We start from the raw sequence: 19,218 nt of genomic DNA on the forward strand, positions 1-19,218 counted from the left end.
GTGTTTAAATGGAAAAGCTATTCTCGTACGGTACGCTACAACTTGAGCAAGTCCAACTTGATACCTTTGGCCGTTTACTTGAGGGCCAAGCCGATACGCTACAAGGTTACGTAGTAGGCGAAGTTGAGATCACCGATGCCGCCGTACTGAAAAGCAGCGGCCAGCGGTTTCATCCAGCATTAATTAAAACTGGCCTTGCAGCAGATATCGTAACCGGCACTATTTTTATCATCACCGAGCAAGAGCTCGCCAATGCAGACAGCTATGAAGTTGATGACTATATCCGTATAGAAGAGTCATTTAGCAGCGGAATTAATGCATGGGTATATGTGGCAAAAGGCTGTTAAACCAGCCTTTGTAATTCACCAGCTAACACTTGTTGTTGGTTATAGACGCCTGTATCTAACACCCAACCAGTAATAAGTGTGGCTGGAGTCACATCAAATGCGGGGTTGTAAACGTTAGCATTTGTTGGTGCCCATAACGCTTCACCAAAACTTCCGCTAACACCACGTACCTCAGCGCTATTACGTTGTTCTATTTCAATCTCTGCGCCGCATGCTGTATTTACATCTAAAGTGGTTAAGGGTGCGACGACATAAAATGGGATGTTATGAAAATGCGCCAACACCGCTAAATTATAAGTGCCCACTTTATTAGCAAAATCACCGTTGGCGGCAATACGATCAGCGCCAACAAAGATTTTATCCACCTTACCTGCAGCCATTAAACTTGCTGCCATATTATCGCAAATCAAGGTGTAAGGTACTTGCCTGCGCTCGAGCTCAAACGCAGTTAAACGCCCGCCTTGCAGTAATGGCCGTGTTTCATCAACCCAAACATGAATATCGCCATGTTGCTGCTGGGCTTTATAAATAACACCCAAAGCGGTACCAATACCCGCAGTCGCTAACGCGCCGGTATTGCAATGCGTAAGAATATTATCACCACTGTTAACCAGCGCGGCACCATGATTCGCCATACTTTCACACAAGGCGATATCGTCATTAAACAAAGTTACGGCAGCAGTTACAATTGCCGTTACATAATCATCTTGCTGTAACGCAATGCGTAACTTTGCCATGCAATGCATTAAGTTTACTGCGGTTGGTCGGGTGGCTTCTAGATCATCAATAGCCTTAGCTAAGGTCGCTTTTGCAGTGTCTTGCTCCGCCAAATGAGCTACCAGCAAGCTCGCTCCTAAGCCAATCAACGGCGCACCACGTATTTTTAAGCTTAAGATTAAGTCTCTCATAGTGGCTACATCATCACACACATGCCATACCTGCTGATGCGGCAATAAATATTGGTCTAACACACTGAGTGTATTGTTTTGATATTTCAAACTGCTTGCGACGAGGTTTTGCATAGTTGATCCAGAATAATCTTAAGGCTGCGGCTATTTTACAGTAGTTTTTAAAACGCACAACCCAGAAGTGTAGACATCTAAACGGTTGCAGGTATAGAATGCTATCGTTTATCACTTTCTGAGAGTACGCCGATGGCCGAATACGTTGCTTTTAATGCACAGCATGCAATTGATTATATTAAAAATCTTGTAACTAAAGATGGATATGATTTGTTTGATCCTGACCAAACGTTATCGGCGTATGAGTTTGGCGATGGTAATTTAAATCTGGTATTTAGAATAAGCGACAAGCAAAATAATAGCATTATTTTAAAGCAAGCCTTGCCTTATGCCCGTTGTGTGGGTGAATCATGGCCATTAACGCTTGATCGAGCACGTATTGAAGCTGAGGTTTTAATCAATCACGGTGCATTAAGTCCTGACTACACGGCAAAAGTTTTACACCACAATCCAGAGCAAGCGCTGACTATTTTAGAAGATCTCGGGCACTTACAAATTTTGCGCAGCGCACAAATAAACGCAGAGCAATTTCCGCTATTAGGCCAACATGTTGCTCATTACCTCAGCCATACCGGCTTTTATAACTCAGATTTTTACTTAGCCGCACAAGATAAAAAAGCCAAAGTCAGTCAGTTTACTAACCCTGAATTGTGCCAAATTACTGAAGACCTATTTTTTAACGATATTCTGCGTGAACATGAGCGCAACAACTACCCAAGCGAGCTACATAAAACAGTTAGTAAATTGCAAAATAATGCCACGCTGCATTTAGCGATCGCAAAACTTAAAGCGAGGTTTTTATCATGCCCGCAAACATTACTGCATGGCGATATGCATAGCGGTAGTATTTTTGTGGATCAAAACACCACTAAGATGATCGACCCTGAATTTGGCTTTTTTGGTCCAGTTGGCTTTGATATCGGCTCATTTATCGGTAATTTACTATTAAACTATTGCGCGCAAAACGCCCGCATTAATGAATTTGTTATTCGCCGTAACTACCACAGCCATTTATTAACTTGCCTACAAGAAAGTTACTCTTTATTTGAGCAGCACTGGCTGACATTAATTGCAGAGCATACAACAGATAACAATTTAAAAGCCGCCGGTTATGGCGAGTATTTTATGCAGCAAGTATTGCAAGACGCGATTGGTTACTGTGGAACCGAGCTGATACGCCGCACCATTGGCTTAGCGCATGTTGCTGACATTGATGGCATTGAAGACGAGCAAGCGCGTTTAGAGGTACAACGCCACACCTTAGCGCTGGGCGAGCAATTAGTGCTTAACGCTCATACCTGCAATAACAAAGAAGCATTTTTCTCTTTATTAATCAGCCAACTAAATTAAGTTTATAAAAATAGCAAAAGCACTTATTAAGTGCCTTTGCTATTTTAGGCAGGCCTATTACCTAGCCTCTTTACATTATTGGTAATTTTCATACATTTTATCAAGTGGCTCTGATAGGCCATTTTCTTGCACAACGCGAACATGCTGGCGACCGAGTTCTCGGGCACTAAATACCCACATGAGTGGGCAATTAAACCTGCACCGTAATGAATATACTTATTGTAGTTGGCGACACGCTGCGCTTTATCGGCTACATCTAAGCCTTTTTGTAAACGCTCGTTATGCGTTGTGATCCCCGTTGGACACGTGTCTTTATTGCACTGCAGTGCTTGAATACACCCCAAAGCAAACATATGACCACGCGCCGAGACTACAAAGTCAGCGCCCAATGCTAATGCCCAAGCTACCTTTGACGGCACAATGAGCTTACCAGATGCAATAACTTTAACTCGCTCACGTAAGCCATGTTTTTCCAACAAATTCACCACTAAAGGCAGGCTTTCTTTTAATGGTAAACCCACTGAATCCATAAGCGGTTGTGGTGCAGCACCCGTGCCGCCATCAGCACTATCGATAGTAATAAAGTCAGGTGCAGACTCGATACCACGATGATTGATCTCAGCAAATAAGGTTTCTAACCAAGCATAAGCACCGATCACCGCTTTAAAACCAGTCGGCTTGCCTGTGACTGCACGCACTTTAGCAACCATATCTAATATATCTGCAGGTGTTTTTACTTCTAAGTGCCCATTTGGACTAATCGAATCATGTCCTTGGGGTATGCCACGAATAGCGGCAATTTCTGCGGTAACTTTTCTGCCTGGTAACATACCGCCTTTACCCGGCTTTGCACCTTGGCTCATTTTAATTTCAAACATTTTCACTTGCTCATGAGCCGCAATCTCTTTGAGTTTTTCATGGCTTAAGTTACCGTGCTCGTCCCTAACCCCATATTTAGCCGTACCAATTTGAAATACAAGATCAGCCCCGCCTTCCAAATGATATGGGCTTAATCCACCTTCACCAGTGTTCATCCAGCAGCCAGCCATTTTTGCACCTTTTGATAACGCACGCACCGCAGGTTTTGATAAAGCACCAAAACTCATTCCCGAAACGTTAAACAGTGATTTAGTAATATATGGATTTGCACAATAAGGCCCTAAGGTAACAGCACTTGGATCAAGGGCATCTTCATCTAAAGTAGGAAAAGCACAGTTCATGAACATCACGGTGCCCGTAATCTCTAAACTCTGAGTTGAGCCAAACGCCGCAGTGCGGTCAACATTTTTCGCCGCACGATATACCCAACTACGTTCGGCGCGATTAAATGGCATTTCCTCACGATCCATCGCGAAGAAGTACTGTCTAAAGAACTCTCCTTGGCGCTCAAAAAAGTATCGAAACCGACCAATAACTGGATAGTTTTTACGAATCGCATGCTTGGATTGAGTAACGTCACTAATGTAAAAATAAATTACTAATAAAACTAAGCACCCAAACAGCACAATGAATAAACTGGCAAATACATCAATACTAAATATAATAAAATTACTCACGCAACGCCCCTTGCTGGTTATTTTTTCTAGCTTTGAGCATATAAGTAGAACAAGTTTCAAGCAAATGCTTTAAAAGGGAAACTCGGTTACGTGCCGACTAAGCACGCACCGAGATACAGTAAGGATAGAAATTTAGCCGCGTTTTTCTAGCTCAGTTTGAATGTATTGATGGATTTGATCTTCTAATACTGACATTGGCACAGAACCATGACGAAGTATTTGATGATGGAACCCGCGAATATCAAAATCTTGGCCAAGTGCTTGTTCAGTCTCTTTACGTAAACGCTTAATCGTTAACTCACCTATTTTGTATGACAACGCCTGTGCTGGCCACGAAATATAACGATCAGTTTCGGTTTTTACATTGTGCAAAGAAAGCGCCGTGTTTTCGCTCATAAATTTCATCGCACGATCGCGGCTCCAGCCGTACATGTGCATGCCAGTATCAACAACTAAACGCGCTGCACGCCACATTTCATAAGTTAAACGGCCAAAGTTGCTATAAGGGTCTTGATAAAAACCGGCTTCTAGGCCTAGGTATTCTGAGTATAATCCCCACCCTTCACCAAACGCGGATAAATACGCATCACGGCGATAACTAGGTAAATATTCAAGCTCTGCATTTAACGAAATTTGTAAGTGATGACCAGGTACTGCTTCATGCAGAGTTAACGCCTCTAAAACGTAAAGTGGGCGCTTATCTAGTGCATACGTATTTACCCAATAATACCCAGCTTGATCATCGCGACGCGAACCTGAGTAACGACCTGTTGTATATTTTGGCGCGATACTAGCTGGCACTGGAGCTACACCGTATGGCATACGAGGCAAGGTATGAAACAACTTTGGTAACTGCGCATCCATTTTCTTCGCAATATATGAGGCTTCTTTTAATAACTCTTCCGGTGTTGTGGCATAAAATTGCGGATCAGTTCGTAAAAAATGCACAAACTCGGCAAACGAACCTTTGAAACCAACGCCTTTAATTATCTCATCCATTTCACTACGAATACGAGCAACTTCCTTTAAGCCCAACTCATGAATTTCTTTTGGTGTCATGTCTGTCGTAGTGTAATACTTTGCACGGTTTGCATAGAATGCTTCGCCATTTGGCGTGGCTGAAATACCAATTTCACTGCGCGCACCCGGTTGATATTCTTCGTTAAAGAAGATCAGATAATCTTTATATGCGCCGACCACTTGCTCTTTAATTACTTTTTTCGCTTGCTGTTGCAGTGCGCTAAACTCATCATTAGGTAAGCCCGCAGTGTTAGTTAAAAATGGCTTATAAAATTCTGATTGCGTTGCATCATCTACAATATAGGCCGTAATTGAGTCTTGATAACCTACCAATACCGCTTTAGGCTGAGTTAACCCGACCTCTAAGCCTTTACGCATCCACCCAATATTTTGCGCAAAAAAGCGAGGAACTTGCTGTAAACGTTTGAGGTATAGCTGATAGTCTGCCAACGTTTTAAAATCTGATTGCGATACTATAAATGACAAGCTTGAGTGAAAGCCATATTCAGAAGTCAGCGGCATATAATGACTGTTAAATACATACTCATCGATACTGTTCTGCACTTGGGCGCGTATGATGGTTAAGTTAATGCGGTTTTCTTCATTTAGTGTGTCTTTATCAATGGCATCAAGCTGCGCCAAAAGATCGGTATTTTTTTGATATTTTTGCTCTAAAAACTCAGCTGACAGGTTATTTAATAAATAGCCACCAACTCCCTCAGGACTGCTATATGGGCTGATGCTTTTGCGATAATCAATGATTGATTGCGCCACTGTAGTGAATTGTTGATCACTATCAACACTCGTCATTTGACAGGCACTTAATGAGCATGCAAACGCGATGCTTAATACAGAATGGCGAAAAACAGCTGGTGTCTTATTTTTTAACTTTATTTTCATCTTAAAAGGCTCTGCGAACTTTAGTTGATTTTAAACTACCTTATTCGATCAGTTTTACCAAAATAAATGCGACCAAGAGTTGCTTTGCTCAGGTTAAATTTACATCAAGGTTTGCCTAGTACTTAAACAGCACTTTACTATCGTTTATAAAACAAGCTATCGATCGGCGAAAAAGTAAATATCCATGGTAAAAAGTACTTTTTTACTTTTAAATACGCGCGATACAGATTAATGTAGGTAAGTATCAAATGCTGGGATTGCGCTGATGTCTTAAGGAGTGAGTTATTTAATTTAGCTGTTATGCGTATTTAATTGGTATAAATAAATGATGTTCCATGACTCCATGGCTATTGCTCAAGAAAAAATGACAAAAGTATGTATCTTTTTAGAACGTCATGCACTACCACCCTCCCCACTCAATTATAATGTTGTTTATACCTATATTAGCCAAGCAAATGCAGAGCTAAACGCCACATTAGACCGCGCAATTGCGCTTGGCCAAGAAATAGACTGTGTTTACATCGAACAACTATACTTTGATTATATGGACCAAGCCCACAAGACCGAAACATCGATGGTGCGTAATGTCGATGGAATTATCAACTCACTCTCACGCAGTGCTAAGTCAACAGAACATGATATTGTTCGTTTTGCTAGCCAAGTAAATGATTGTGTACATTCACTCGATGAAAATAACACTCAAAAAAGCCGGCAAGCACTTGATACCTTAAGTAAGCATACAGCTCAATTACTTACTCAACATCAACAATTTAAACAAGAGCTTATCAAAGCAAAAAGGCTGCAAGAAAAAACTCAGCAACAATTAATACAGCTTCGTAAACAACATATTACAGACCAACAAACAGGCTTATATAAGCGCCATTATTTAAACCAACAAACTCAACTTTGGTTAAATCAAAACAAGTCTGTTTGTGCAATTGCTATTCAAATTGATAATTTAGATCACTTTATTGATAATTATGGCGACATGATTGGCGAAGTTATTTTAAATAAAGTAGCCAAGCAAATACAAAAGTACGTGTTTGAAAGTGGACTACCTGGTCGCACGGGCAAAGATGCTTTTACCATTTTATTAGCTGATATAGATCCTGAAACTGCCAATGTTATTGCTGAAAAAGTCCGTAATGGTGTTGAAAAACTACGTTTTGTTAGCTCTAAGAGCGGTCTAAAACTACCCACCATTGACCTATCCCTAGGCATTGCAAAGCACCAAGATGAAAAAGACTTTAATAAACTCGCTCGTAAAGCATCAAATGCGGCCTATAAAGCAAAGTCACTAGGACAAAGCAGCTTTATCACTGGACAATAACCTCATGCTTGATCCAAAAGCATTTTTTCTATAATCAAATTGCACCTCAGGGGTACTATCAAGTACACTAGTCTCTATTACCACGATAGAGATTTATCATGAACGAGAATCAAGAAAAGACTACGCATTTTGGCTATAAAACCGTTGCCGAAACAGACAAAGCTTCTATGGTTGCTGACGTGTTTCATTCCGTTGCAGCAAAATATGACGTAATGAATGATCTCATGTCTTTTGGTATTCATCGTTTGTGGAAACGCCAAACCATTGCCAGCTCGGGCGTTCGTAAAGGACATCACGTTCTCGACTTAGCAGGTGGTACTGGCGACTTAACCGCTAAATTCAGCCAACTTGTCGGTGATACAGGGCAAGTAGTTTTAGGTGATATTAATTCATCGATGCTAAAAGTAGGTCGTGAAAAACTTCACAACCTAGGCCTTGTTGGTAATATTGACTATGTGCAGATGAATGCTGAGGCATTGCCATTCCCAGATAACAGTTTTGATTTAATCACCATTGCTTTTGGTCTACGTAATGTCACGGATAAAGATAAAGCACTGCGTTCTATGTACCGTATTTTAAAGCCAGGCGGACGTTTATTGGTATTAGAGTTTTCAAAGCCTGAGCATGAAGTATTAAGTAAAGCCTATGACTTTTACTCTTTTAATTTATTACCGACTATGGGTAAGCTCGTTGCTAATGATGGCGATTCATACAAATACTTAGCTGAATCGATTCGTATGCACCCAGATCAAGATACCCTTAAAAGCATGATGGAAGACGCTGGCTTCGAACAAACGACTTATCAAAATTTAACCGGTGGTATTGTTGCCCTACATCGTGGTTTTAAATATTAAAATATAATTCTTACCAAAACCGAATTAAGGTGTTGTTATGTTGACTAACTTTATTGTTGCGCTGGTTGAACGTATTTTAAATACCAGCTTAAAACTTGATACCACCTTAATCGATAAACTTGAGCCTGTGTCACATAAACGATTACTTATTGACATCCGAGACTGGCAACAACAATTTTTATTAGTCTTTACCAAGCAAGGTATTCACTTATACAGCACTAACGAACAACAATTCGACTGTATGATTAGTGGTGATATAGAAACCCTCCTAGCCCTTAAAAACCCTGCTATGTTGACCCAGTTAATTCGCCAAGATAAGTTAGACTTACAAGGTGATTTAAACATAGCTCAAGGCTTTAGTAATGCATTTTCAGCTATGGATATAGATTGGCCGGAACATTTGTCTCGCTACTTAGGTGATGCTCCCGCACAACAGTTATGGCAAATAATGCAGCGTGCTAAACACCAAGCATTAGTTACAGACAGCAAAGTAACAGCGACCTTAACCCAATTATGTCAAGACGAACTCAAAGTGACCATTCACCCACTTGAGCTTGACCAGTTCAAACAGCAAACACGTCAGCTCAAAGGTCAAGTCGCTCAACTTGAGCAACGTATCAACCAATTACTTCAGATCCACTAAATCAGTAAGGATTATTTGTGTCAGCAGCTCGGCTTTATTACATTACCAAAACCCTGCTTAATTACGGTTTAGATGAGTTAATTCCAAGCAAAAAAATTCCTTGGTATGGCAAAGTTGGCCGTGCTAGTTTATTTTGGCTTAAAAATAAACATAAAGAAAAATCAGCAGGGTTACGCTTGCGCCTAGCGTTACAACAACTAGGCCCGGTATGGATTAAGTTTGGTCAAATGCTGTCAACACGACGAGATTTGCTGCCACATGATATAGCTACAGAGCTGGCCTTATTACAGGATAAAGTACTGCCTTTCGAAGGCGAGCTTGCGCAACAATTAATTGAAAATGCGTTAGAGATTAATGACATTAGTGAATGCTTTAGTGACTTTGAACAAACACCATTAGCGTCAGCATCTATCGCACAAGTACATACCGCCACCTTAATTGACGAACACAATCAACCACAAGATGTGGTAATAAAAGTGATTCGTCCTGATATCAAAGTACAGATTGATGCTGATTTAGCGTTAATGGAGCAATTTGCAAAAGTAATAGCAAAACTCGTTAATGAAGCAAAACGCTTGCGCCCCGTCGAAGTAGTAAAAGAGTATAAAAAAACATTGCTTGATGAGCTCGATTTAATGCGCGAAGGTGCCAACGCAATCCAGCTAAGGCGCAACTTTGAAGACTCTGACTCGCTATATATACCTTATGTTTACAGTGATTACAGCCGATCGAATATTTTAGTGATGGAGCGTATTTACGGTATTGCGGTATCTGACACAGAGTCCCTAATGGCGCAAAACACTAACATGAAACTCCTTGCAGAACGTGGTGTTGAAGTATTCTTCACACAAGTTTTCCGCGACAGTTTTTTTCATGCTGACATGCATCCGGGTAATATATTTGTCTCTTATGATACGCCAGAAAACCCTAAGTTTATTGGTATAGACTGCGGTATTGTTGGCACACTTAATAAAGAAGATAAGCGTTATTTAGCAGAAAACTTCATCGCCTTTTTTAACCGTGATTATCGCCAAGTTGCGCAGCTACATGTTGATTCAGGCTGGGTGCCTAAAGATACCAGTGTAGAAGAGTTTGAGTTTGCCATTCGCACAGTGTGCGAACCGATTTTTAACAAGCCGCTAGCTGAGATCTCGTTTGGTCATGTGTTAGTCAACCTATTTAATACCGCTCGTCGCTTTAATATGCAAGTTCAACCACAATTAGTGCTATTACAAAAGACCTTACTGTATGTTGAAGGACTCGGACGGCAACTGTACCCACAACTTGATTTGTGGCAAACAGCGAAGCCTTTTTTAGAAGACTGGGTCAAGCAGCAAGTAGGGCCACTCGCGGTACTTAAGCAAATGTATGCTAACTTGCCATTTTGGGCTGAAAAAATGCCCGAATTACCAGATCTAATTTATTACAACTTGAAGCAGCAATGCAAAACAAGTGAACCACTAGCAGCACCAGCGTCACATAAACCACTTATCATGGGAGTGTTTGCTGGCGCCGCAATGATAGTCTCAGGCTTGTGTTACTTACAAAGCGACATAATAGCCAGCACTGTTGCAGCTAGCTGTTCATTAATTGGCTTTATTTTAGCGTGGCGAAACGCATAAACTAAGTGCTATTTACATTTTGCTGAGTATAATCAGCGTAAACATACAATAAAATTTGGAGTAAATCATGGGCTTTGGCGGTATCAGTATTTGGCAATTATTAATAGTGTTAGCAATTATAGTGCTACTTTTTGGCACTAAAAAACTACGTGGTATCGGCGGTGATTTAGGTAACGCTGTAAAAGGCTTTAAAAAAGCTGTATCTGAAGAAGAACAAGCAAAAACCACTGACAACATAGAGCAGTCTAATAACTCAGTGCAAAATAAAGAAACGACTGACAAAAGCAAAGAAGACCATAAGGCTTAATTAAAATGGGCATGTGGGAACTTATTGTAGTTTTGATTGTGGGCCTTATTGTACTTGGTCCTGAGCGATTACCTGTTGCTATTAGAACTGTAAGCCGCTGGATTAAAACTATAAAGACGATGGCAAACTCAGTCAAAGCAGAGGTAAACGAAGAGCTTCGCGTGCATGAATTACATCAAAATCTAAAAAAAGCAGAGCAACAAAGTATGCAAGATCTAAGTCCCGCTTTAAAAGACTCTGTTGATGAACTTCAAAAAGCAGCTGACTCAGTAACCCACAGCTATAAAAAAACGCCAGAGCAAACCGATAAAGTGAATATTGATGAACAAAAATGAAATTATTTTTGCTGTCCCTGGTCTATTCATAGGTAAGAATTAAATTATGACTGAACAAACTCAATCTGGCTTTGTTGGTCATTTAATTGAATTACGTAATAGGCTAATGAAGGCACTGTTAGCTATTTTATTGTTTTTTATTGCCTTCGTTTACTTTGCAAACGATATTTACAGCTTTGTTGCCGCACCATTAGTCGCACACTTACCAAGTACCGCAACTATGATCGCAACCGATGTCACGGCACCCTTTTTTGCTCCATTTAAACTGACATTATTTGTCGCATTATTTGCAGCGATCCCGGTAATTTTACACCAAATATGGGGGTTTATTGCTCCTGGCTTATATAAGCATGAAAAGCGTATGCTTATGCCAATTTTAGCGTCGAGTATTCTATTGTTTTATAGCGGTATTGCGTTTTGTTATTTTGTGGTATTACCTATCATACTCGGTTTTTTTACCAGTGTGGGTCCACAAATGATGACTTTAGCTCCGGATATAAGCAGCTATTTAAGCTTTGCTTTAAAGCTATTTTTTGCCTTTGGTGTCGCATTTGAAATACCTGTAGCAATCATGTTGCTATGTTGGAGTGGCGCTACTACCACTCAAAGCTTAAAAGAAAAGCGCCCTTATATTGTGGTAGGTGTTTTCGTGGTGGCTATGTTTTTAACCCCACCAGACGTACTCTCACAAACATTATTAGCATTTCCGATGCTACTGTTATTTGAATTGGGATTAATTTTAGCGGCTTTTTACAGTGTTAAGCCTCAGCAAGATGAATCAGAGGAATAAATGAAAAAACAAATATTACCAATAATAGCACTTTTAAGTGCATCAACAGTTTATGCCGATGAAGTGAACTTACAAGCACTACAGGCCTGCACTTTCGTTGAAAATGATTTTAATCGTCTCTTATGCTACGACAACACAATGGCAGGAAAATCATTAAGCAAACCAACAACGACAAAACAGTTAACCTCTACTGAGACGGTCGCATCTGATGCAACAGCCGGTGCAGTGGTAGCTACTGATAAAATAGTAAAAACCAAAAATGAAGATTTTGGTTTAGAACATAAAGAAGCCGCAAAAGAAAACGATGACGAAATAACAGCAAATGTTACTAATGTTAAAGAAGCGCCATATGGCGAGTTGATCATTACATTGGATAACGGCCAACAATGGCGTCAAATAGGTTCAGATAGATTAAGCTTGGATTCTGGTGATACAGTCATTATCGAACGTGGTATGTTCAATTCATTTTTGCTGAAGAAACAAGGGCAAAATCGCTCTATTCGCGTAAAACGTACTGATTAATGACCTCAATGCTAATAGATGCGGGTGTAAACCTTACAAATCATCAATTTGATGGCCAGCATGAAGCTGTTATTGCGCGCGCTAAAGCAGAAAACATTAACCAAATGCTACTTATTGGCTGCGATATACCAAGCAGCCAACAAGCACAAAACCTTGCAAAAAAACACCAATTACTGGCTACTGCTGGTGTCCACCCTCATGATGCTAAAACCGCGGATCAGCAATTAGAACAGCAACTAAGCTTGCTTGCTCAACAAGTCAACGTGGTTGCAATTGGTGAGTGCGGCCTAGATTATAATCGTGATTTTTCACCTCGAGACATTCAACGAAGTGTATTTACGCGTCAGCTCATATTAGCAGAAAAATTAAATTTACCCGTTTACTTACATGAACGCGATGCAAGTGAAGATATGCTGAAAATTTTAAAACAACATAAAATACGCGGTGTACTTCACTGTTTTACTGGTGATAAGAATGCTTTAGCACAATACCTAGAGTTAGGTTTATATATAGGCATTACTGGATGGGTATGTGATGAACGTCGCGGGCAAGAGTTGCAGCAACTTATACCTAACATTCCATTAGAACGATTATTGCTAGAAACAGACGCGCCCTTTTTAATACCCAGAACAATTAAACCTAAGCCCAAATCACGCCGTAACGAGCCATGCTATTTACCCTATGTATGCCAGACTATTGCAACATTAAAAGGCTTAGACTTTGCAACAGTAGCGAAACAAACTACACTTAACTTTCAACAGCTATTTATCACTAAGGCTTGATTATGCGGTGTGCTTGGTGGTTGCTGCTTAGCTTCCTTATATTTAGTTCCTCTGCAACTTTTGCAGCCAGTATTTCGCTTGATAAACAGCTCACTCACTTACAAGATATTCCTTTTGAATATACAGCTGAGCCCCTGACAATCGAACAAGCTAAAACAACTACAAACTGGCGTACTACTAGCAAGCATAACTTAAACCTAGGTTTCAGTGAACAAGTCGCGTGGATACGCGTTCAACTAAATAATACTGAACAAACCAATCTAGCTATCTTATTATCTATTGATAACCCGCTATTAGATAAAGTGTCTATTTATCATTATCACCGTGATGAAACTTTACTTTTTAAAGAGATTGGTGATGCATTACCTCTTAAAAACCGGCAAATAAAAAATGAATCCTTATTAGTAAAATTAGCCCTGCCTGCACAAAGTACATCCACCTTGTTATTACGAGTTGAAAATCAAGCCGGCTTAAGAGTGCCCCTAAGTATTTGGCAAAACGATGAGTATTTAAAATATAAAAGTAAATTTAACCTACTCTATGGCTTACTTGTAGGTTTTATTTTATCTCTCGCTCTAACTTGCTTTGTGTTATTTATTTTTTCAAGAAAACGTTACTTTGCGCTCTCCGCAGGCATACTTGTTACTCTATGGTTATTACTCATCTACCTTTATGGCTTTGGTTATCGTTATTTCCACCCTTCTTTACCAAGCTTGCAACAGCTTACTATTCCCAGCATGTTGTTAATTACCACTTACTTATTCAAGCCTTTATTTGAGCAATTAAAAGCTGAGATTGTTTGGCCTCAGCTCGATAAGATACATACTTGGAGTAATTATCTTTTGCTCACCAGTTTACTTATAACTTGGTGGCTGCCAACTCAACTATTTGTAAGCTATAGTTTACTTGCAAGTCTATTGATGATGCTCATACACAGCCTTGTTATTACTATAAACATTAAGCATAAACCCAGCCAACCGCTGAATGCTTTGTTAACAGGGGCTATAACTTTTTGCGCCTCTTTAATTTATCTAAACATCGTTGTATTTAACATCTTCGACTTTAACTCTCGAAGTCTTCCCTTTATGTTTATTAGCTTTTTAATCTGCGCCTTAAGTTTAAGTTTTGCCACTATTAGGCATTTCATCATTGAGCGCGATGCACAAATAGCCTTACAACAAGCAAAAATAGCGCAAAATGAAGCTCAAGATGAGTTATTACAAGAACGCTTAGAGTTGCAAGAGCAAGCTCGACAAGACTTAGAAAGCAATATTGAAGAGCGAACTTTTGAGCTACAAGTTACCTTACGTGAGCTTGAAGAAAAAAATCGCGAGTTAGAGCAGCTCAATATGGAAGACCCGTTAACAAAAATTAAAAACCGACGTTATTTCGACAAAAAGTTAGTCATGGATTTACGTCGCTCTCGTCGAGAACAAACACCCTTAAGTATTATCATGCTCGATATTGATCACTTTAAAGTGATCAATGATAGTTATGGCCATTTAATCGGTGACCAAACAATTCGTGCTGTGGCTGATATAATAAAAAGCCACTTAAAACGCCCACTTGATGAGGTGGCTCGATACGGTGGTGAAGAGTTTGTTGTGTTACTTCCCAATACCCCAATAGCAGGTGCGCTAGAAATAGCTGAATCCATCAGGCTATTAATAATGGAAACCACAATCACTGTTGCCAACTCAGATATAAAATTTACAATTAGTGCAGGTGTCTATTGCGCTGTCGCAGAAGATATTAATAACCCAGGATTATTCACTGACTGCGCGGATAAAGCACTTTATCACGCCAAGCAAAATGGTCGTAATCGCGTAATCAGCTTTCCAATATTAGACTAGGAGCAAATAATGGCCCAATCAGGTCTGGATCTTTTCCCATATACACGTATGCGTAGAATGCGTCGTAATGATTTTTCACGTCGCCTTATGGCTGAAAATCAACTAAGTGTTAATGATTTAATCTATCCAGTATTTGTACTTGAAGGAAAAAATCGCCGTGAAAGCATAGAATCAATGCCAGGCATCGAGCGTTTATCTATCGATTTATTACTCACGGAAGCAAAAGAATTAGTGGAGCTAGGCGTTCCAGCAGTTGCTATTTTTCCTGTTACACCTGCGGATAAAAAATCGCTTTTAGCTGAAGAAGCCTATAGTAACGATGGTCTTGCGCAACGTACCGTACGTGCATTAAAAACCGCATTTCCTGAGCTAGGTGTGATTACTGATGTCGCACTGGATCCGTTTACAGTTCATGGCCAGGACGGCATTATTGACGATGAAGGCTACGTGATTAATGATGTCACCACTGAAATTTTAGTTAAGCAGGCGCTCTCACATGCTGAGGCTGGCGCTGACATTGTTGCTCCTTCCGATATGATGGATGGTCGTATTGGTGCTATTCGTGAAGCGCTTGAAGCTGATGGTCACATTCACACTCGTATTATGGCTTACTCTGCAAAGTATGCATCTAGTTACTATGGACCTTTTCGTGACGCGGTAGGCTCTGCTGGTAATTTAAAAGGCGCCGATAAAAAAACCTATCAAATGGACCCTGCAAACTCTGATGAAGCAATTCGCGAAGTTGCTTTAGACTTGCAAGAAGGTGCAGACATGGTAATGGTCAAACCCGGCATGCCATATTTAGATATTGTACATCGCGTTAAAGAAGAATTTGGCGTGCCAACCTTTGCTTATCAAGTCAGCGGAGAATATGCGATGCATAAAGCTGCCATTGATAACGGTTGGTTAGCCGAAGAAGCGACAATTATGGAGTCTCTACTCGCATTTAAACGTGCTGGAGCTGATGGGATCTTAACTTACTTTGCAAAACAAGCTGCGCAATGGCTTAATAAGTAACTTGAATGGTAAGTTAAATAGACGCTGTTCTAGATAGATCATTTAAGAAAGGGCGATTTATCGCCCTTTTTATTTTCATAATATTAACATCCTGTATTTTCTTTGTCATAAATTTTCCTTAAACTGTTTGTCCCATTTGGGACACAATACACGGGAAAAAATAATAATGTTTAATACAAAAATAACGCCACTGGCGCTTGTTATTGCAAGCCTTAGTGCTCCAGCATCAGCAAACCTCATCATTTCAGAGTATGTTGAAGGTGGATCAAACAATAAAGCACTAGAACTATATAACAACTCAGGTGCAGAGCTATCGCTTGATGGCTACAACATATCTCTTTATTCCAATGGCAATGACGATTTAACAGCCCCGAATAATACTCTTGACCTTTCAGGCACTTTAGCCGCTGACGCTACCTATGTAATTGTCAACGCAGGTTCTGTAGACGAACTCAAAGCCAAAGCTGATATTGAAGCAACTGTAACGTATTTTAATGGTGACGATGCATTAGTTCTGACCAAAGAAGGCGTAATTGTTGATAGTTTTGGTCAACTAGGCTTTCGCCCCGATGGCGAATGGTCTGTCGGAGGAGTTGCGACTAAAGATAAAACTCTCCGCCGCAAAGCTGATGTAATATCAGGCCGTACAGATGCAACCGCAGAGTTTGACCCGAGTGAGCAATGGCTTCAATTTGATAAAGATGACTTTAGCGGACTAGGCTTTCACGGAGAAAGTACTGAGCCAACACCTGAACCAGATCCAGAACCGGTTACACCCCTTGAATGTGGCGCAGAAAAAACTCTCATCAATGAAGTACAAGGTGAAGGTGGCGATAGCCCATTATTAGATACCATCATTGAGCTTGAAGGTATCGTTACTGCTGATTTCCAAGGTGATGAGCAATTAAATGGCTTCTTTATTACTTCTCTTGAAGCAGATATTGATACCAACCCATTAACATCGGAAGGCGTGTTTGTATATTTTTCAGATACCGATGTAGCTATAGGTGACCATATTCGCGTCAAAGGTACTGTTGCTGAATATTACAGTGCGACACAAATTGGCGATGTAAGCCAAATCGAAATATGTGCTTCAGGCTTAACAGCAACGGCTACAAAAATAGCCTTGCCAGTTGCAAGTGTAAGCGACCTAGAAGCCTATGAAGGTATGCTGGTGACCTTAGAGCAAACACTCGTTGTCACCAATAATTATGGTCTTGGTCGCTATGGTGAGGTTGGCCTTGCCACAGAACCGCTTATACCAAGGCACACAAGTAGCTTTACCGGGTGATGCTGCAAATGCAGTAGAAGTTGAAAATGAGAAGAAACAAATTCTATTGGATGATGGCTCAACAAAACAAAATCTAGATCCAATCGCTTATCCGGGCACAGGTTTAGAAGCGTATAATACACTTCGCTTGGGCGACTCTGTCAGCGTTATTACTGGCGTTTTGGGTTACAGCTTTGACCGTTACCGTATTCACCCAACGGTACAACCTGAGTTTACTGCTACAAACCCACGTACTGATGCTCCTGAATTACACTCTGATGCAAACTTACGGATAGCGAGCTTTAATGTACTAAACTACTTTAATGGTGACGGCCAAGGCGGTGGCTTCCCTACCAGCCGTGGCGCAGATTCAGAACAAGAACTTATTCGTCAACAAGCTAAGCTAGTAAGTGCAATAACAGCCCTAGAAGCTGATGTTATTGGTTTGATGGAAATGGAAAATGATGGCTTTGATGAGTACAGCGCTGTTGCAAGCTTAGTGTCGGCATTAAATGACGCTGACAGCAATAACGAATACGCGTTTGTAGATTTCAAAGTTGACCAAATTGGTACTGATGCCATTACTACTGCCCTAATTTATCGTGCAAATATGGTCAGTGAAGTGGGTACTCCTGCAATAACCACTGAATACCCATTTGACTACAGTAACCGTGCGCCAATTGCTCAGAGCTTTAAAGCAATAAATTCAGGTGAAGTATTCACTGTCGCTGTAGCTCACTTAAAATCAAAAGGTAGCTGCGGCAGCGCTGACGGTAATAATGCTGATTTAGGTGATGGCCAATCTTGCTGGAATGAAATTCGCGTAGCAGGTGCAAATGCCTTTTCCGATTGGTTAAACAGCAAACCAACAGGTGTAGATGATGAAGACATCATTCTAGTTGGCGATATGAACGCGTATGCAAAGGAAGATCCAATTCGTGCATTTGCTGATAAGGGCTATAAAAATGTGATTGCTGAGCTTGATGGTAATACACTGGGCTATTCATATAGCTTTTCAGGCCGTTTAGGCAGCCTAGATCATGCTGTAGCAACACAAAGCCTGCTGGATAAAGTTGTCGCCGCAACTGATTGGCATATCAATGCTGACGAACCGATCAGTCTGGATTATAACGTTGAATTTAAGTCAGATAACCAAGTCGCTAGCCTTTACTCACAAAGCGCTTATCGCGCATCTGATCACGACCCTGTTATCATTGATATCAAGTCAGAAGCAGAGCCTGAGCCAACTCCAGTGCCACAAGCTCCAGTGTTAACCCCTGAGCAAAGCTTTAATATCATTGAAAGCGCTGCCATTGGTACGGTTATTGGTCAGCTTGAATTTACAGATGCAGATAGCGACTACACGCCTGTCACTAACTTTATTGTATCTGGCCACTCTGCAGTTACTATAAATGAACAAGGTCAGCTTATTGTTGCAGCAGCGCTTGATTATGAGTTTGAACGTAAAATTACATTAATGGTGCAGGCACAGGATAGCGTAGGCAATTTGTCCGCTGCACAATTAGTATTTATAAATATAAGCAATGATGAAACAGACGATGATGAAGATGATTCGGGCTCATTAGCGTGGTTAAGCTTATTAGCATTACCATTTTTAGCGAGAAGAAAAGCTAAAAAATAAATGAATTATAAGTAATAAAAATGCCACTTTAATTTAAAGTGGCATTGATTTAGTTT

General features: G+C 40.5%; 15 protein-coding genes and 2 pseudogenes. 14 read left to right on the plus strand and 3 right to left on the minus strand.

What is annotated here, in order from left to right:
* The first annotated feature begins 8 nt into the window (after nucleotides 1–8).
* The gene (locus ACU8V8_RS15670; RefSeq protein ID WP_446888116.1) at nucleotides 9–347 is read left to right on the plus strand and encodes a gamma-glutamylcyclotransferase family protein; all 339 of its coding nucleotides are present in this window, start codon (nucleotides 9–11) and stop codon (nucleotides 345–347) included.
* On the opposite strand, the gene mtnA is transcribed toward ACU8V8_RS15670, so the two are convergent.
* A complete protein-coding gene (gene mtnA, locus ACU8V8_RS15675) occupies nucleotides 344–1,369 on the minus strand; it encodes an S-methyl-5-thioribose-1-phosphate isomerase (protein ID WP_446888117.1) in 1,026 nt (341 codons plus the stop codon). The two genes, ACU8V8_RS15670 and mtnA, sit on opposite strands and share 4 nt — an antisense overlap.
* A 132-nt stretch (nucleotides 1,370–1,501) precedes the next feature.
* Between mtnA and mtnK the strand changes: the two genes are divergently transcribed.
* The gene (gene mtnK / locus ACU8V8_RS15680; protein ID WP_446888118.1) at nucleotides 1,502–2,719 is read left to right on the plus strand and encodes an S-methyl-5-thioribose kinase; all 1,218 of its coding nucleotides are present in this window, start codon (nucleotides 1,502–1,504) and stop codon (nucleotides 2,717–2,719) included.
* Between the two features lie 75 nt (nucleotides 2,720–2,794).
* Here the strand turns inward: mtnK and ACU8V8_RS15685 are convergent.
* Together ACU8V8_RS15685 and ACU8V8_RS15690 are read right to left on the minus strand one after the other, a co-directional pair.
* Nucleotides 2,795–4,275: pseudogene (locus ACU8V8_RS15685) on the minus strand (FMN-binding glutamate synthase family protein).
* A 132-nt stretch (nucleotides 4,276–4,407) separates the two neighbouring features.
* Nucleotides 4,408–6,195, minus strand: coding sequence for a DUF885 domain-containing protein (locus ACU8V8_RS15690; protein WP_446888119.1), 1,788 nt, complete (start codon nucleotides 6,193–6,195; stop codon nucleotides 4,408–4,410).
* A gap of 343 nt (nucleotides 6,196–6,538) precedes the next feature.
* On the opposite strand from ACU8V8_RS15690, the gene ACU8V8_RS15695 reads away from it, so the two are divergent.
* The 12 genes and pseudogenes from ACU8V8_RS15695 to ACU8V8_RS15750 all read left to right on the plus strand — a co-directional run bounded on the left by ACU8V8_RS15695 (nucleotide 6,539) and on the right by ACU8V8_RS15750 (nucleotide 19,162).
* Nucleotides 6,539–7,525, plus strand: coding sequence for a GGDEF domain-containing protein (locus ACU8V8_RS15695; protein WP_446889661.1), 987 nt, complete (start codon nucleotides 6,539–6,541; stop codon nucleotides 7,523–7,525).
* Nucleotides 7,526–7,623: 98 nt separating this feature from the next.
* Nucleotides 7,624–8,379 (plus strand): bifunctional demethylmenaquinone methyltransferase/2-methoxy-6-polyprenyl-1,4-benzoquinol methylase UbiE, encoded by a 756-nt coding sequence (gene ubiE / locus ACU8V8_RS15700; protein WP_087531284.1) that lies wholly within the window; start codon nucleotides 7,624–7,626, stop codon nucleotides 8,377–8,379.
* A gap of 37 nt (nucleotides 8,380–8,416) precedes the next feature.
* Complete coding sequence (locus ACU8V8_RS15705) at nucleotides 8,417–9,022, plus strand: ubiquinone biosynthesis accessory factor UbiJ (RefSeq protein ID WP_446888120.1); 606 nt, start codon at nucleotides 8,417–8,419, stop codon at nucleotides 9,020–9,022.
* A gap of 17 nt (nucleotides 9,023–9,039) precedes the next feature.
* Nucleotides 9,040–10,644 carry a ubiquinone biosynthesis regulatory protein kinase UbiB gene (gene ubiB, locus ACU8V8_RS15710; RefSeq protein ID WP_087531286.1) on the plus strand — a complete coding sequence of 535 codons (1,605 nt, stop codon included), beginning with the start codon at nucleotides 9,040–9,042 and terminating at the stop codon, nucleotides 10,642–10,644.
* Nucleotides 10,645–10,711: 67 nt separating this feature from the next.
* Nucleotides 10,712–10,951: a Sec-independent protein translocase subunit TatA gene (gene tatA, locus ACU8V8_RS15715; RefSeq protein WP_087531287.1), complete on the plus strand. Its 240-nt coding sequence runs from the start codon at nucleotides 10,712–10,714 to the stop codon at nucleotides 10,949–10,951.
* A 5-nt stretch (nucleotides 10,952–10,956) separates the two neighbouring features.
* Nucleotides 10,957–11,286, plus strand: coding sequence for a Sec-independent protein translocase protein TatB (tatB, locus tag ACU8V8_RS15720; RefSeq protein ID WP_087531288.1), 330 nt, complete (start codon nucleotides 10,957–10,959; stop codon nucleotides 11,284–11,286).
* A gap of 46 nt (nucleotides 11,287–11,332) precedes the next feature.
* Nucleotides 11,333–12,076 (plus strand): twin-arginine translocase subunit TatC, encoded by a 744-nt coding sequence (gene tatC, locus ACU8V8_RS15725; protein ID WP_087531289.1) that lies wholly within the window; start codon nucleotides 11,333–11,335, stop codon nucleotides 12,074–12,076.
* Complete coding sequence (locus ACU8V8_RS15730) at nucleotides 12,077–12,598, plus strand: hypothetical protein (protein ID WP_446888121.1); 522 nt, start codon at nucleotides 12,077–12,079, stop codon at nucleotides 12,596–12,598.
* Nucleotides 12,598–13,380, plus strand: coding sequence for a TatD family hydrolase (locus ACU8V8_RS15735; protein ID WP_446888122.1), 783 nt, complete (start codon nucleotides 12,598–12,600; stop codon nucleotides 13,378–13,380). Before ACU8V8_RS15730 ends, ACU8V8_RS15735 begins: the two co-directional genes overlap by 1 nt.
* A 2-nt stretch (nucleotides 13,381–13,382) precedes the next feature.
* Nucleotides 13,383–15,233: a sensor domain-containing diguanylate cyclase gene (locus ACU8V8_RS15740; protein ID WP_446888123.1), complete on the plus strand. Its 1,851-nt coding sequence runs from the start codon at nucleotides 13,383–13,385 to the stop codon at nucleotides 15,231–15,233.
* Between the two features lie 9 nt (nucleotides 15,234–15,242).
* Nucleotides 15,243–16,250 (plus strand): porphobilinogen synthase, encoded by a 1,008-nt coding sequence (gene hemB, locus ACU8V8_RS15745; protein ID WP_446888124.1) that lies wholly within the window; start codon nucleotides 15,243–15,245, stop codon nucleotides 16,248–16,250.
* A 166-nt stretch (nucleotides 16,251–16,416) separates the two neighbouring features.
* A pseudogene (locus ACU8V8_RS15750) lies at nucleotides 16,417–19,162 on the plus strand (ExeM/NucH family extracellular endonuclease).
* Nucleotides 19,163–19,218 lie beyond the last annotated feature (56 nt).

This window comes from Pseudoalteromonas sp. SaAl2, assembly GCF_052947895.1.

Excerpts from the sequence above, each read along its gene's own strand:
- ACU8V8_RS15735 (WP_446888122.1), top strand. The coding sequence starts at position 12,598 with ATGACCTCAATGCTAATAGATGCGGGTGTAAACCTTACAAATCATCAA.
- hemB (WP_446888124.1), top strand. The coding sequence starts at position 15,243 with ATGGCCCAATCAGGTCTGGATCTTTTCCCATATACACGTATGCGTAGA.
- ACU8V8_RS15670 (WP_446888116.1), top strand. The coding sequence starts at position 9 with ATGGAAAAGCTATTCTCGTACGGTACGCTACAACTTGAGCAAGTCCAA.
- mtnK (WP_446888118.1), top strand. The coding sequence starts at position 1,502 with ATGGCCGAATACGTTGCTTTTAATGCACAGCATGCAATTGATTATATT.
- tatB (WP_087531288.1), top strand. The coding sequence starts at position 10,957 with ATGGGCATGTGGGAACTTATTGTAGTTTTGATTGTGGGCCTTATTGTA.
- mtnA (WP_446888117.1), bottom strand. The coding sequence starts at position 1,369 with ATGCAAAACCTCGTCGCAAGCAGTTTGAAATATCAAAACAATACACTC.
- ACU8V8_RS15730 (WP_446888121.1), top strand. The coding sequence starts at position 12,077 with ATGAAAAAACAAATATTACCAATAATAGCACTTTTAAGTGCATCAACA.
- ubiE (WP_087531284.1), top strand. The coding sequence starts at position 7,624 with ATGAACGAGAATCAAGAAAAGACTACGCATTTTGGCTATAAAACCGTT.
- tatA (WP_087531287.1), top strand. The coding sequence starts at position 10,712 with ATGGGCTTTGGCGGTATCAGTATTTGGCAATTATTAATAGTGTTAGCA.
- ACU8V8_RS15705 (WP_446888120.1), top strand. The coding sequence starts at position 8,417 with ATGTTGACTAACTTTATTGTTGCGCTGGTTGAACGTATTTTAAATACC.
- ACU8V8_RS15690 (WP_446888119.1), bottom strand. The coding sequence starts at position 6,195 with ATGAAAATAAAGTTAAAAAATAAGACACCAGCTGTTTTTCGCCATTCT.
- ACU8V8_RS15740 (WP_446888123.1), top strand. The coding sequence starts at position 13,383 with ATGCGGTGTGCTTGGTGGTTGCTGCTTAGCTTCCTTATATTTAGTTCC.
- ACU8V8_RS15695 (WP_446889661.1), top strand. The coding sequence starts at position 6,539 with ATGGCTATTGCTCAAGAAAAAATGACAAAAGTATGTATCTTTTTAGAA.
- tatC (WP_087531289.1), top strand. The coding sequence starts at position 11,333 with ATGACTGAACAAACTCAATCTGGCTTTGTTGGTCATTTAATTGAATTA.